Origin of the sequence: Natronincola peptidivorans, from assembly GCF_900111615.1 — a bacterium.
Taxonomy (GTDB): domain Bacteria; phylum Bacillota; class Clostridia; order Peptostreptococcales; family Natronincolaceae; genus Natronincola_A; species Natronincola_A peptidivorans.
The window spans coordinates 82,060-95,536 of record NZ_FOHU01000003.1 but is presented as its reverse complement, the minus strand read 5'-3'; the positions used below and the strand labels follow the sequence as shown (position 1 = coordinate 95,536).

At 36.9% G+C, this 13,477-nt stretch carries 13 protein-coding genes; 9 read left to right on the top strand and 4 right to left on the bottom strand.

Annotated elements, in window-relative coordinates:
• The first annotated feature begins 19 nt into the window (after positions 1-19).
• Positions 20-505 carry a dUTP diphosphatase gene (locus BMX10_RS04905; protein WP_090440256.1) on the top strand — a complete coding sequence of 162 codons (486 nt, stop codon included), beginning with the start codon at positions 20-22 and terminating at the stop codon, positions 503-505.
• 61 nt (positions 506-566) lie between these two features.
• Here the strand turns inward: BMX10_RS04905 and BMX10_RS04900 are convergent, their stop codons facing one another.
• The gene (locus tag BMX10_RS04900) at positions 567-773 is read right to left on the bottom strand and encodes a hypothetical protein (RefSeq protein WP_090440252.1); all 207 of its coding nucleotides are present in this window, start codon (positions 771-773) and stop codon (positions 567-569) included.
• 173 nt (positions 774-946) lie between these two features.
• Here BMX10_RS04900 and BMX10_RS04895 point away from each other — a divergent pair, with 173 nt between their 5' ends.
• Positions 947-1,297 (top strand): CidA/LrgA family protein, encoded by a 351-nt coding sequence (locus BMX10_RS04895; protein WP_090440250.1) that lies wholly within the window; start codon positions 947-949, stop codon positions 1,295-1,297.
• Positions 1,297-1,983, top strand: a complete 687-nt coding sequence (locus tag BMX10_RS04890) for an LrgB family protein (RefSeq protein ID WP_330387821.1) — start codon at positions 1,297-1,299, stop codon at positions 1,981-1,983. Before BMX10_RS04895 ends, BMX10_RS04890 begins: the two co-directional genes overlap by 1 nt.
• A 149-nt stretch (positions 1,984-2,132) precedes the next feature.
• Here the strand turns inward: BMX10_RS04890 and BMX10_RS04885 are convergent, their stop codons facing one another.
• Both BMX10_RS04885 and BMX10_RS04880 read right to left on the bottom strand, forming a co-directional pair.
• On the bottom strand, positions 2,133-4,085 hold the full coding sequence (locus tag BMX10_RS04885; protein WP_090440244.1) for a molybdopterin-dependent oxidoreductase: 1,953 nt from the start codon (positions 4,083-4,085) through the stop codon (positions 2,133-2,135).
• Positions 4,086-4,185: 100 nt separating this feature from the next.
• Positions 4,186-4,896, bottom strand: coding sequence for a spore germination protein (locus BMX10_RS04880; protein WP_170834686.1), 711 nt, complete (start codon positions 4,894-4,896; stop codon positions 4,186-4,188).
• A 158-nt stretch (positions 4,897-5,054) separates the two neighbouring features.
• Here BMX10_RS04880 and BMX10_RS04875 point away from each other — a divergent pair, with 158 nt between their 5' ends.
• From BMX10_RS04875 to BMX10_RS04855, 5 genes are all read left to right on the top strand, one after another.
• Entirely contained in the window at positions 5,055-6,962 is a 1,908-nt protein-coding gene (locus BMX10_RS04875; protein ID WP_090440237.1) for a sigma-54-dependent Fis family transcriptional regulator, read from the top strand.
• A gap of 197 nt (positions 6,963-7,159) precedes the next feature.
• Entirely contained in the window at positions 7,160-8,923 is a 1,764-nt protein-coding gene (locus BMX10_RS04870; protein ID WP_090440234.1) for an aldehyde ferredoxin oxidoreductase family protein, read from the top strand.
• A gap of 217 nt (positions 8,924-9,140) precedes the next feature.
• On the top strand, positions 9,141-9,473 hold the full coding sequence (locus BMX10_RS04865) for a MoaD/ThiS family protein (RefSeq protein ID WP_090440231.1): 333 nt from the start codon (positions 9,141-9,143) through the stop codon (positions 9,471-9,473).
• Between the two features lie 307 nt (positions 9,474-9,780).
• Positions 9,781-10,005 (top strand): MoaD/ThiS family protein, encoded by a 225-nt coding sequence (locus BMX10_RS04860; protein WP_090440837.1) that lies wholly within the window; start codon positions 9,781-9,783, stop codon positions 10,003-10,005.
• Positions 10,006-10,272: 267 nt separating this feature from the next.
• Positions 10,273-10,854: a hypothetical protein gene (locus tag BMX10_RS04855; RefSeq protein WP_090440228.1), complete on the top strand. Its 582-nt coding sequence runs from the start codon at positions 10,273-10,275 to the stop codon at positions 10,852-10,854.
• Between the two features lie 195 nt (positions 10,855-11,049).
• On the opposite strand, the gene BMX10_RS04850 is transcribed toward BMX10_RS04855, so the two are convergent.
• Positions 11,050-12,534: a sodium-dependent transporter gene (locus BMX10_RS04850; RefSeq protein WP_090440226.1), complete on the bottom strand. Its 1,485-nt coding sequence runs from the start codon at positions 12,532-12,534 to the stop codon at positions 11,050-11,052.
• A 400-nt stretch (positions 12,535-12,934) separates the two neighbouring features.
• On the opposite strand from BMX10_RS04850, the gene BMX10_RS04845 reads away from it, so the two are divergent.
• Complete coding sequence (locus BMX10_RS04845; RefSeq protein ID WP_244272636.1) at positions 12,935-13,468, top strand: ACT domain-containing protein; 534 nt, start codon at positions 12,935-12,937, stop codon at positions 13,466-13,468.
• Positions 13,469-13,477 lie beyond the last annotated feature (9 nt).

Genomic DNA, 13,477 nt, shown 5'->3' with positions numbered 1-13,477 from the left:
TAACAAAGGGGAGATTGACATGGAAATACAACAGCTGTTTCATATTCAAAAACAGCTAGATGAAACAATATGTAATAATCACAACCTACATAATAAAGACTTAATACCTGCTAAAATTTTGGCATTAGAGGTAGAGCTGGGAGAATTAGCCAATGAAACAAGATGTTTCAAATTCTGGAGCAAAAAAATGGCTTCTCCAAAGGATGTTATATTAGAAGAATACGTGGACTGTTTACATTTTTTACTTAGTATAGGTTTAGATGAAGATTTTCATGAAGCAAAATTTTATATAAAGGAAAATCCCCGGGATTTGATTCAACAGTTTCAAGATGTTTTTAGAAAATGTAGTAATTTTCACCAAAGCCTATCAGAGGAAGCTTATGTTGACTTATTTGAAGGCTTCCTATCCCTAGGAGGAAAGCTGGGCTTTACATGGCAGGAGGTAGAGGAGGCATATTTGAAAAAAAATCAAGTAAATTATCAGAGACAAGAGGAAGGCTACTAAATAATAAATGAAGAAGGATAGAAGATAGATTTTCAACTTATCTTCCATCCTGTTTTTTTAATTACTGATCTAATTCATAAGAAAATGGATATACATCATCAGGTTCTTTATTTAGTTTACTAGCAAAATAATCAGCATCGATTTCTTCTACTACATTGTTTCCTTTGTGTATTTTAACATTCCAGATTTCCTTACCATTTTCTACTAAAAATTCTGCAGGATAGATAGTACCATCAGCTAAAGTAATTTTACCATGTTTCCAAGGCATATTTATCACTCCCTTCTATTCTATTTTTCACCTATTATAAAATGAATATGCTTTATATTTTTAGGAAGTTTTTAGAGTTTTAGATGATTGATTATTAATAGGCTTATTGTTAAAATGAAATAAGCTAAAGTTACACAAGGAAAATACATATTAATAAAACGGAGGAGATAAACTTGACACTATTAAGACAGTTGGCTATTGTTATCGGTATTTGCTTTGCTGGAGAATTAATAAATAAAGCATTCAACATACCTATACCTGGAAATGTTTTAGGAATGATGCTATTATTAATTTTACTAACGACAGGTATAATAAAGCTGGAAATGATTGACGAAATAGCCAAATTTTTATTGGATCATCTTGCTTTCTTCTTTGTGCCGGCGGGTGTAGGCTTGTTAAGCCATTTAGATATTATCAAAGAACAATGGATTCCCATCATAGGGGTGATCCTTATATCTACAGTGATTGTAATGGTGGTAACGGGGCTTACAGTACAATTTCTAATTAGGAGATGGTCAGCGTGATGGAGTTTTTAAACACACCCTACTTTGGAATTGTATTGTCCATATTATTTTTTGAACTAGGGCTATATATTTATAAAAAAAGCAAGTTGTCCTTTTTAAATCCATTACTAATTAGTATTACAGGGGTAGTTATTTTTTTGATGATATTTAATATAGACACTGCTTATTACAATAGGGGGGGAGATTTGATTCTCTTTTTCTTAGGGCCAGCAACGGTGATTCTAGCTGTACCCTTATATAAACAAAGAGCATTATTGAAGGCACACTTTTTGCCTATCCTAATAGGTGTCACTGTTGGCTGTATTACTGCTATCGTCAGTGTGGTTTTGCTGGCGAAAGCATTTGATATTACAGAAATATTAACTGCTTCTCTAGTGCCGAAATCTGTAACTACGCCTATAGGTGTGGAGATATCATCTGCACTAGGGGGAGTACCTGGGATAACGGTTGGTGCCATCATTGTAGCAGGAATCTTTGGCGCAGTTATAGCACCTACTCTTTGCAGAACTTTTAGGATTAAGGATAGAGTAGCTATTGGCATAGCTATAGGAACCGCCGCCCATGCTGCTGGAACTACTAGAGCTATAGAGATGGGGGAAACAGAAGGGGCTATGAGTGGACTGGCCATAGGGATTGCAGGATTGATTACGGTTTTATTGGTACCGGTTATTATTGCTATCCTATAAATAAATCACAAATTTTAGGAATCTTAGGCATTCCTTGTTCTTTATAAAACCAGCACCCTCACGTATATAGGTATACGTTGCAGGTGCTGGTTTTTGTCCTAAATACAATAAGATTTCTCCAACAGCTAGATTAAAGTGAGAGAAGAAGCTTATTTTTCTACTCTACATCTACAATTATTATAAATAGCCTGATCCCCTAAGTCAGAGATACCTTCTGGAGTAAGATTATTTACCCCTTGATTTTTTAACCACCAGCCCTCATAGGATACAAGGATATCATCACCTACGCCGTCATCTAACAGCATCTTTACTTTTAGTTTGCCATTAGCAGAAACAAGGGATACGTCATCACCCTCAACTAGATTCCAATGCTGCATTGTTTTATGATTACAAAAAACTTCTGGAAGCCTATCATTGGCTGTATCCATATAATGCTGAGAATGTAAGGAGGATTTAGGATGCAATGTCAAAAAAGATAATGGAAAATCAGAGTCCTTTTTATTGATTTCAATGACCTCAATAGCAGGATTAATCAATTGGAATTTACCAGAAGCAGTAGCAAACTTCTTATCCTGCCAAGGAATGTCACTGCCTTCTAATTTCATCCTTTTCCCCTTTAGTTCTTCAAGGCTGCATCCTAGTTTTTCAAGTAAAGGCTTTAAGGACCTTCCTAGATATAGCTTAGGATTATTATAGTTCTCTAAAAAATCTTTCATTTTCATATAATGAGCCAATCGGTTAAAGATTTCAAACTCATGCTTTACACTACCAGGTGCATCTAATACTTTTTCCGTATAGGAAAAATGACTATGCCACATAGAGGAAAAGATAAAGTCCTCTTCTTCATAAATACCAGTACAGGGTAGGACATAATCCGCTAATGCTGCTGTATCTGTCATAAAATGATCGATCACTACTTTAAAGGGGATAGAGCTAAAGGCTTTGATTGTTTTTTGTGTATTTGGCATTTGCACTACTAGATTACTCTTTGTGACAAAGATTCCTCTGATTTGTTCTTTATTTCCTAATACATAGTCAGCAAACAAGGGTCGTTTAAAAGAGACAGATGCTGAGGCACTATGGTCATTGGATACATAATCAGCATCAATGTAGCCAGCAATATATTTGTTAGCATAGTTCACACCACCACCGGAGATACCAATATTTCCAGTAACTGCCCCCAGTGCATCAATAAGACGAATGTTATTGCCACCATTTCGATAACGCTGCAGGCCATAGCCTAAAATGATACAGGAGGGCTTATTATCAGCATAAAGAGAGGTCAATTCATAAACTTCTTTCTTTGCAAGACCCGTGGCTTCTATTAGGGCTTGTAACTCCAGCCCATTCAAATACTGTTTATATTCATCAAAGCCGTTGCAATAGTTTTTTATGAAGATTTCATCGTAGGCTTTTTCTTCTAAAATAATTTTTCCCATCGCCATAGCTAGATAGCCATCTGCCTCGGGCTTTACCTGGTAATAGTAGTCAGCAAAGGAGGCAGTAGCAGTTTTAACTGGATCAATTACAATAATCTTTGTTCCCTTTTTTTGTGCTTCCTTCAAAAAAGGAACAAGATGAGCATTGGTAAAGGAAGGATTTCTACCCCAGATGATAAGGGTTTTTGCATGGAGATGATCATAGGGATCATGGCCTAAAGCGTTGCCAAAGTCCATAGTCTGAGCTTCAATCCCGGCACCCCAGCAAAGACTGCCTTTAGGAACTGTAGCGCCGCCGTATGCATTGAAAAAGGCAGTATCTATATTCTTTAACAATCCGCCATGGGCATCTTCTGAATAATGGATAACAGCGGTAGATCCATAGTTATGCTTAATTTCTAAAAGCTTATCACCAATTTCTTTTATGGTGTTTTCCCAGCTAATAGGAACCCATTCACCTCTTACCTTTTTCATAGGAGTGGTGAGACGCTGAGGATGGTTGATTCTCTCCAACAGCTGTAAGCCCTTCTTACAGATAAAGCCCTTTGTGATAGGGTCCTTCTCATCCCCTTTAACATGGAGAATTTTATCATCATCTAATGTTACTTTTATAGAACAAACATCAAAGCAATCTAATGGACACGCGGTTTGTATGGTTTTCATAGTGTCTCCTCCCCAAGATAAATCTATAAAGCTATTATATAACTTAAGGGGTCTAATGAAAAGAGCGATATTAGATGCAACCGGCATCTAACTATTTCCATTAATTTTTCATGAGGACTTCTAATGCCTGTTTGTTCACAATATTGTCCATATAGATAACAGAAACAACCGTTTGACTTTCGCTGCCAATGGTTAAATATTTTGTCTTTAATGCTGCGCTCTTGATTTTCTGGCGTATAAGACCTATGTTGGTATGGACATTTTCAATGAAGCTATCACGAGGCCCCCGAATGAGATTTTCTACAGGGGATTCCTGTACACTTCTGTCATTTCCTTCCGCAGTGCTTAGCAGTAACCCAACATCGGTGTCCTCTATCAGCAAAATAGTATCACCTGATAAAACGGCAGCTACTATCTCTTGAAAACTGTTTACCCTGCCTATAGTATGAGCACTAATGATTTTCTCCATAACATCTATTGTAACTTTTCTTTCCATAGACTTTTCTTTGTTGCTTATGCCATAAAGATTAATTGGTTTAATAATGCTTTCATTAATTTCTTGGATATTAACTAAATTATTTGCATAAATCAATAACACATCAGTACTTTCCTCATCTTTATAGAGGATTGCTTTTCTATAAATGATATCACCACAGTCTTCAAATGTTGTTTCTATATGCTTTCTATTGAATCCAAGATCTTCTGAAAGATAAAGCTGTAAATATTCCCTTTTTGTTTCATCAGATTCATTTATTTTATTAGCTTTAGGAATTGGTTTTGGATGCTTAAAATTGCTCTTTGGAAATTTCAATAAAAAAACCTCCATATCCTTGAATGCAGTTGCTTTTTTAGTATAAGAATATTTTTTTTATTTATACCTATAAAATACCACTATACAAAGCAGGAATAAAAATGAGAAAATTGAATTAATAGATATAAGAGAATTAAAAAAATGGGGTGAGGAGTAAAATGAGAACAAAAGACTATATTGAAAGATCACACCAAAGGTCTATCGGCTTTGGTATAGATCATAATCGAGTATATAGCGCAAAGATTTTACAAGGGGATGAGCTTCAGAAAAAACTGGAGGAAAATAGTGATCTCATTGTGACAACAGAACCCTTTATGAATCAACTATATAACTTTGTTAAAGGTTCCTGCTTTTTTGCTATCTTAACTGATGAAGAAGGATGTATTTTGAATCTAATCGGAGATGAAGATGTACTGGAAGTGGCTTTTAATCTGGAAATGGTGCCGGGAGCTTATATGAATGAGGAGCATATTGGAACCAATGCTATGGGGACAGCTTTGGCGGAGGGAATACCAGTACAGGTTTCAGGAGAAGAGCATTTTATTAAAGCCTACCATCGATGGACTTGTTCGGCAGCCCCCATCAGAAATGCAGAAGGGGATATCATTGGGACCTTAGATCTCACAGGCTATAGTCATCTTGTTCATTCTCATACCTTGGGAATGGTTGTGGCGGCTGTCCATGCAATAGAGCAGATGTTCAGAATAAGGCAAAGCAATATGAAGCTAGAGATAGCTAAAAGATATATGGAAACTATCATTGACTCTATCACAGTGGGAATCTTCACTGTAGGGCCTAAAGGTTATATGAAGACCATCAACAAAACCGCGACTGAAATGCTGGGATATACACAGAAGGAAATCAACGGGATGAAGATAGAGAGTTTAGTAGAAGGCTGGAAGGGAATAAAGGATAATGTAGCAAAGCATGTTACCTACCTTGAGGAAGAAATCTTTATCAAGGGAAGAGAGGAAAAAATTCACTGTGCCCTCAATGCCTATCCCATACTGGGGCCAAACAATAATCCTCAAGGGATTGTTTGCACCATTAAAGAGCAAAAAAAGGCTAGAAAACCAGCTAATAAAAATGCAGGAAAGCAAGCCTTCTATACCTTTGAAAAAATTATTGGTAAAAGTGAAAGGTTTCTGCAGATTTTGGAGTATGCAAAAAAAATCTCCAATAGTCCCTCAACAGTACTCATTACTGGAGAAAGCGGCACTGGAAAAGAAGTTTTTGCCCAATCTATACACAATTATAGTAGTCGTAAGGATGAAAGCTTTGTTGCTATTAACTGTGGAGCTTTACCTAAAAACCTTATTGAATCAGAACTATTTGGATATGAAGAGGGAGCTTTTACAGGAGCGAAAAGAGGAGGACATCCTGGAAAATTTGAGCTAGCAGATGGAGGCACCTTATTCTTGGATGAAATAGGCGAAATGCCCTTAGACATGCAAACCAATCTTCTGAGGGTACTAGAGGAGGGGAAGCTGTTTCGCGTGGGGGGCAATAAAGAAATAGAGGTAGATGTTCGAATTATTGCAGCTACAAACAAGGATTTAAGGCAAGAGGTGGAGCAGGGAAATTTTAGAAGAGATTTATATTACCGATTAAATGTACTGCCCTTAAAGCTATTGCCTCTGAGAGAAAGAAAAGAGGATATCCCTTTATTAATAGATTACTTTATGACCATGAAATCTTTAAAGCTAGGGAAAAGTCCTATAGCCTTATCTAAAGAAACCATAGAAGGCATGCTAGATCTTTCTTGGCAAGGAAATGTCCGAGAAATGGAAAATATGATAGAACAAATCATCAATGCAGAAGGCAACCACTTATGGCAAACGGCAGATACTGGTGAAAGTATAGACAAAACAGAGATTGTCACAAAAGAGGACAGCTTAGAGGAGGTAGAAAGACAGCATATAGAAAAGATATTAATAAAGGTGGAGGGAAATATTAGCTTAGCATCGGAAATATTAGGGATTGGAAGAAATACTTTGTATAGAAAGATAAAAAAATATAACATTGACTGTGTCAAAATAGAACACTGTGCCAAAATAGCACAGTAACAATAAGGAAATGTGCGCCAAAATAGAACAAGCCTTTATGAAATAAAATGTTTTATTTCATAAAGACGAAAAAATATCTTTAGATTTCAACATTCTTATTAAAAAAAATTATTCAATAATAATTGGTACAATAATTGCATTCTATAAAAGTGATGAAAAATTCAAAAAAGTATTAAATTTGAGGAGGAGGTAATTTTATGAACAAATTTATCAGAATAGACATGACCACAAAGAAAGTTGCTGTTGAAAACGTTCCCGAGAAGTATGCAGGACTGGGTGGCCGAGCCCTTACTTCTAATTTCGTAAATGACGAAGTAAAACCTACTTGCCATGCATTAGGGAAGAATAACAAGCTAATTTTCGCACCTGGACTACTAAGTGGTACTACTGCTCCTAACTCTGGACGTATTTCTGTAGGGGCAAAGAGCCCATTAACCGGTACCATCAAAGAAAGTAATGCTGGTGGTTCCTTCTCACAAAAAATGGGTAAAATGGGCATAAAAGCTTTCGTTATTGAAGGAATGCCTGCTGATGACAAGTATTATGTAATCAAAATTGATGTGAATGGTGTTACCATTGATGAGGCTCCAGCTGAAATTCTTGGAGGATGTGGTAACTATGAAGCAATTGAAATATTAAGTGAAAAATATGGTGCAAAAGTAGGTATCGCTCTAGCTGGACCAGCTGGGGAGCATCGTTTACCTTCTGCCAATATTTCCTTCAAAGATCCAGAAGGCAATATCCGTAGTGCTGGACGTGGTGGTTTAGGTGCAGTTATGGGTTCTAAAAAGGTAAAAGCTGTTGTTATTGATGATACTGGTGCAGCTGCAGTTCCTATTGCAGACCCAGAGAAATTTAGAGCAGCATCAAAAGTATTTTCTAAGGCCCTTTTAGATCATCCAGTTTCTGGTCAAGGTTTAGCAGCATATGGTACTGCTGTATTGGTGAATATCCTGAACGAAGCTGGCGGTTTACCAGCTAATAACTTTACTACTGGACGTATAGACCATAACGATAACATCTCAGGTGAAACATTAAATGCTACCATTACAGAGCGTGGTGGTGACGGTAAAGTTTCACATGGTTGTCATGCTGGCTGTATCATGAGGTGTTCTCAATGGTATCCAGATAAGCAAGGTAAAATGATTACAAGTGGTTTTGAGTATGAAACTATCTGGGGTCTTGGTGCTGATGCAGGCATTGAGGATTTAGATGTTATTGCTTATATCGATCGTGAAATGGATGACATAGGTGTTGATAGTATAGAAACTGCTGTTGCTGTAGCTACTGCTATGGAGGGTGGACTGTTACCTTGGGGTGATGGTGAAGCTGTATTAGAGGCTGTTAAGGAAATTCGTACAGCTACTCCATTAGGAAGAATCTTGGGTAGTGGTACTGCTGTTGTAGGCAAAGTTTGTGGTCTATTCAGAGTGCCTGTAGTAAAAGACCAGGGAATTCCTGCTTATGATCCACGTCCAATCAAGGGTATTGGTTTAACCTATGCTACAAGTACGATGGGTGCTGATCATACTGCTGGGTACTGTATTTCTGGCAACATCTTAAAAGTAGGTGGCGATATAGATCCACTTAAGAAGGATGGTCAAATAGAGTATTCTCGTGCTATGCAGATCGGAACAGCAGCTGTTGATAGTACTGGTATGTGCTTGTTCGTATACTTCGGTATTGCTGATAATCCTGGTGGATATCAAGCGTTAATAGACATGATTAATGCTCAATATGGTATAGACTTAACTGCTACTGATGTAGACAAACTTGGTGAATCTGTACTTAAGGTGGAGCGTGCCTTCAATAAAGCGGCTGGCTTTACTAACGCCCATGACCGTCTGCCCGAATTCTTTGAGTATGAGCCATGTCCTCCACATAATGTTGTTTGGGACTTAACTCCTGAAGAAATCGACGAAGTTTATGCTTTTGAAAACGAAGAAGCTTTAAATAGCTAATAATCAAATCCCTGGTTGTATCTTTTGGGATATTGGGTGTCATAACATCTTTGGTAAAATAAAAAGCCGGACTAAGGTCCGGCTTCAAATTTTCTATTTTGATTTTCTACTTTCAATAATTGTTTTTTTAAGTATGAATTTTCTTTAATGTAGAAAGGAATTATAAAGTATAGTATTGAATGAGAGACAAAAGTATTGAAAGGAAGGGTAGATTTATATGGAAGAAGAAAACAAAAAAACTATTGAGGTCAGGGGATTTCTTCATTTAGATGCAGCTTTTCGAAAAAAAAATGGATCCATACCTATAATAATGGAACTGGAGGAGCCCATTACAGGCGTTGCATTGGCTGAAAAACTAGAGGTATCCTTGGATGAAATTGAAGTAATTTTTGTCAATGGTTTTGTTGAAGCTTTAGACTACCTTATCCATCCAGGAGATAGAGTAGCTTTTCTACCACCTGGGTGCCCGGGTCCATATAGGATAGCCTTAGGGTTTTATGGAAAAAATCAAGGTAATGAAGCTAACTTTAAAATAAAGAAGAAGGAATAGTTTTCTGACATCAGGGAGGAAATAGTATGGGGGAGAAAAATTTAAAACCCTAGGTACTGAACTCTTTGCAGTAGGAGAAAAAGTTCAGATTACCAAGGATGGATGTGCGAAGCTACCGTTAGATAGCCCTGAAGAAGAAGAGTATAATGAAATCCGCCAAGAGACAAACTTTCAGAGTGTTTCTAAAAACATTGCGATCCTGCAGGCTATTAGACAACTAAGAAAGGTTAAGAAACCAGAGCTGGGAATCGAGTTCGTGGCCATGAAAAAGAATTATTGCTTGTCCATAAAAATGGAGGTGAAGATGGTGCAGATAAAAGTAAAGCTGTTTGCTACTTTAAGAGAAAATCGTGAAAAAGAGCTAATGATGGACCTTCCGCAAGGTGCTACGCCAAAAGATATTATTGAAGCATTAAATATATCTGAGGAGGAAGCAGCAATAGTATTTCTCAATGGCAAGAGCGTAGGACTAGATAAGGTCTTAGAAGACAATGATACAGTCTCTATTTTTCCTCCAGTGGGTGGGGGATAAACTCTAGACTGTTCAGAATTCTTCAAATTTGAGGCGCAAGAGAACCCAGCGACTGCAGCGTATGCACGTAATACGTAAAGGTGCTGGGTTTTTGAAGTAACGAAGAAAATGGAGGATTTTAAAGAGTCTAACCCACAATATATTGTGGGTAATGAGGATAAAATCACAATATAAAAAAAAGAAATGTGGATAATGATATTTTTCTCAAACACATCTCAACTATATTATTTTTATAGCCGATATAAAAAATAAAGGATGTGTTTAGCCATGATTAAGTCAGTCAATGGTATTCAGCAGGCCCCTATGACACAACAGGTGCACAGGAAAGAAAAAGGAAAAGAAAAGAAAACCCCTGCAAATAAAGAAGTACAAGTTGAAGCTGCAGCTAATGATCAACAGGTAAAAAAGGTAACCTATGATAAACCTAAAGAAGCTTCCCATGAAAAAACTATAGCAGCTTTAAAAAAAGAAAGTGAAAAAGCTTATCAGCAGCTACGTCAGCTGGTGGAACAGCTTTTAAAAAGACAAGGCTACAGCTGGGATAAGATAAAGGAAAAGGATTTTGATGAGCTTCAGATAGATTCTCAAGCTATAGAAGAGGCAGAGGCCCTCATTGCAGAAGATGGATTATTGGGAGCAGAAAAAACCAGTGAGAGAATTGTACAATTTGCTATTGCTATTTCCGGTGGAGACAAGAGCAAATTAGAAGAGCTGAAGGCAGCTATTGATAAAGGCTTTAAAGAAGTAGAAAACATGTTGGGTGGGTTACCAGAGGTTTCTCAAAAAACCTATCAGCTAGTAATGGAAAAGCTAGAGCAATGGTATGAGGGAGATCAAGAAATAGAATAACAAAATAAGTTCTGCGAAAAAAGAAAATCTCCAGAATCCTCTATGGATTCCGGAGATTGTTTTGTTATTTGTTCTTAGAATGAAAAGCTTTATTCAAAAGCAGGATGAAGCCTATAGTATAAAATCCTAAAATAACAATCATCATAACAATAGATTCAGTAGACATGATTTATTCCTCCCTATCATTAGATAGCTTTACAGCCTTTCTGTAATATCTCTACCTTTACCAACCTTATTAGCAAGCCAATTGTTGGTTAACAACCCAAAGACAATCACGATGGCAAATTGGAAAATAACCGTTCCAAAGCTAAAGACCTCAAAAGGCTTCCACCATTCACCAGGATACCATGTAATGGCTTGCCATAGCCACCAACCGGTAATCACAACAAAGAACACAGGGAATAATCGTATACAAGTACTCCACCAGGCACCGATTTTAAAATCCGCCCATTCTGTATTGATAATGGTAGTTCTAGCTTTTTCTAAGCCATATTTCATCAGAGCAAAAGCTACAAATAATCCACTTACTAATAATCCGATACCCCAAACAAAATCTTGGTTGTCCAAGATGTTGAGACTATAGGCAGAAGGAATTCCCAATAGGAAACCAAAAAGAATAATCAACAGCGTGGACTTTTTACGCTCAAAGCCCATATCCATCAAGTTTCTTACACCCACCTCTATCATTGGAAGTAAAGAGGATAGTGCAGCAATAGCCATGGAACCAAAGAAGATAGCTGCTAACCATCTACCGCCAGGCATCTCTGTAAATAATTGTGCTAGATAAATAAAGGTAATACCTGTATTTCCTGAGGCAAGTGCTTGACTTGCAAATTCTTGTGTTGGAGATAAGGCATAGATAGCCGGTAGCACTGTCATACCTGCAATCAAGGCCCCTAGGTTATCTCCAAACCCCATAATTAAGCAGTTGCCACCAATATCCTCTTTTTGCTTTGTATAAACTGCATAGGTAATAATAAATCCCCAGCCAGCCCCCGTAGACCATGCGGCTTGAGTGAAGGCCTCTAACCAAATTCTATAATTTGCCAGCATTTCTAGCCGAGGGTTAAATAAATACTCAAGTCCTTGAGCAGCTCCAGGTAAAGTTAAAGACCTTATAACTGCTGCAATTAACAAGAAAAATAAAGTAGGAATCATGATTTTACTGGCTTTCTCAATGCCATTGGTGACACCTCTATAGATAATAAAACCAGCAAATAACATAGAAACAAAATGAAATGAAATAGTCTCAGCAGGATTTGTTGTGAAGGTGTTCCAAATAGCTTCGGTAGCCACTGTATCCATTCCAGGTTGAAAAGCTCCTGAAAGTGCTAGAGTGAAGTATTTCACACACCAGCCCATAACCACAGAATAATAAAACATAATACCTAAACATACGACTGCAATCCATGTTCCCATCCAAGTGTATTTGCGACCAGCAAAATCACGAAATGCACCAATGGTGCCTAAACCAGTTTTTCTTCCCATAACCATTTCACCCATTAAGAGCGGTATTGCCCATACAAATAGTGCTATGGTCCAAGCGATGATGAAAGGTCCACCTCCATTGGCAGCGGCAACCCTAGGAAATCTCCATATATTTCCTGTACCTATTGCCATACCAATGGAAGCCGCAATAAAGCCCCATCTGCTTCCCCATTGTTCTTTCTTTTGACTCATGGTATGTAACCTCCTTATCAATTTTCAAGCGAAAGTACGAAATTGAGTGCTTTAATTCTTTATATAATAACATATTTTGAAGGACAATGCATAGAAAGTTGCATAAATGCCTACACCTATTATGTGAAAGTACAGCAATTATATGTTGAAATTTAAGACATTAGATAGTATCATAAAAAAAGCATTCAAAAAAGCTGTAGTTAGAGAGTCGGGATGACTTTTTATGCTATATAAGTACAATGTATATGCCAATGTCGGTAGATTAACTAGAATTAATACTGCATAAATAATTAATCTTCCTTGGACTATAAAAAAAGAGTATAATCGTAGAAAAAGGAATAAAATAATAAGGGACCAGCTAAAAAATTATTTCGAAAACTGTTGAAACAAGGTGGGCTTTGTGGTAATATGTTCATTAGGTAAAAACATTTGTATTTATGGAGAAAACAAAATTGTATACAGTATATATAAAGGAAGGGATGACATCATGGAATCTGATGGAAACACCTATTATATTGTTAAGGCAGAAGCATTACCAGAGGTTTTTTTGAAGACGATAGAAGTAAAGGAAAAGTTAAGAAAAGGAGAGATATCTACTATTTATGAAGCAGTAGAAAAGGTAGGAATTAGTAGAAGTGCTTATTATAAGTACAAGGATTACATCTTTCCTCTTTATGAAATGAATACAGGAAGAATGATTACTGTTGCTCTTATGCTGGATCACTCTCCTGGTGTTTTATCAGAGGTGTTAAATGAGATTGCTCAAGCTAAGGCTAGCATTTTGACTATCAATCAAAATATTCCCGTCCATGGTGTTGCTAACGTAACAGTTTCTTTAGAGCTGAAAAACATGATGGTACATGTGGATAAGCTAATACAGATTATAGAAAAGATTCAGGGAGTAAAAAAAGTAAATATATTGGCAAAAGAATAAATGTTGTAG

Bases quoted from the DNA above. Each gene is read 5' to 3' on its own strand.
- BMX10_RS04850 (WP_090440226.1), bottom strand. From the start codon at position 12,534: ATGAGTCAAAAGAAAGAACAATGGGGAAGCAGATGGGGCTTTATTGCG.
- BMX10_RS04905 (WP_090440256.1), top strand. From the start codon at position 20: ATGGAAATACAACAGCTGTTTCATATTCAAAAACAGCTAGATGAAACA.
- BMX10_RS04890 (WP_330387821.1), top strand. From the start codon at position 1,297: ATGGAGTTTTTAAACACACCCTACTTTGGAATTGTATTGTCCATATTA.
- BMX10_RS04900 (WP_090440252.1), bottom strand. From the start codon at position 773: ATGCCTTGGAAACATGGTAAAATTACTTTAGCTGATGGTACTATCTAT.
- BMX10_RS04885 (WP_090440244.1), bottom strand. From the start codon at position 4,085: ATGAAAACCATACAAACCGCGTGTCCATTAGATTGCTTTGATGTTTGT.
- BMX10_RS04875 (WP_090440237.1), top strand. From the start codon at position 5,055: ATGAGAACAAAAGACTATATTGAAAGATCACACCAAAGGTCTATCGGC.
- BMX10_RS04865 (WP_090440231.1), top strand. From the start codon at position 9,141: ATGGAAGAAGAAAACAAAAAAACTATTGAGGTCAGGGGATTTCTTCAT.
- BMX10_RS04855 (WP_090440228.1), top strand. From the start codon at position 10,273: ATGATTAAGTCAGTCAATGGTATTCAGCAGGCCCCTATGACACAACAG.
- BMX10_RS04870 (WP_090440234.1), top strand. From the start codon at position 7,160: ATGAACAAATTTATCAGAATAGACATGACCACAAAGAAAGTTGCTGTT.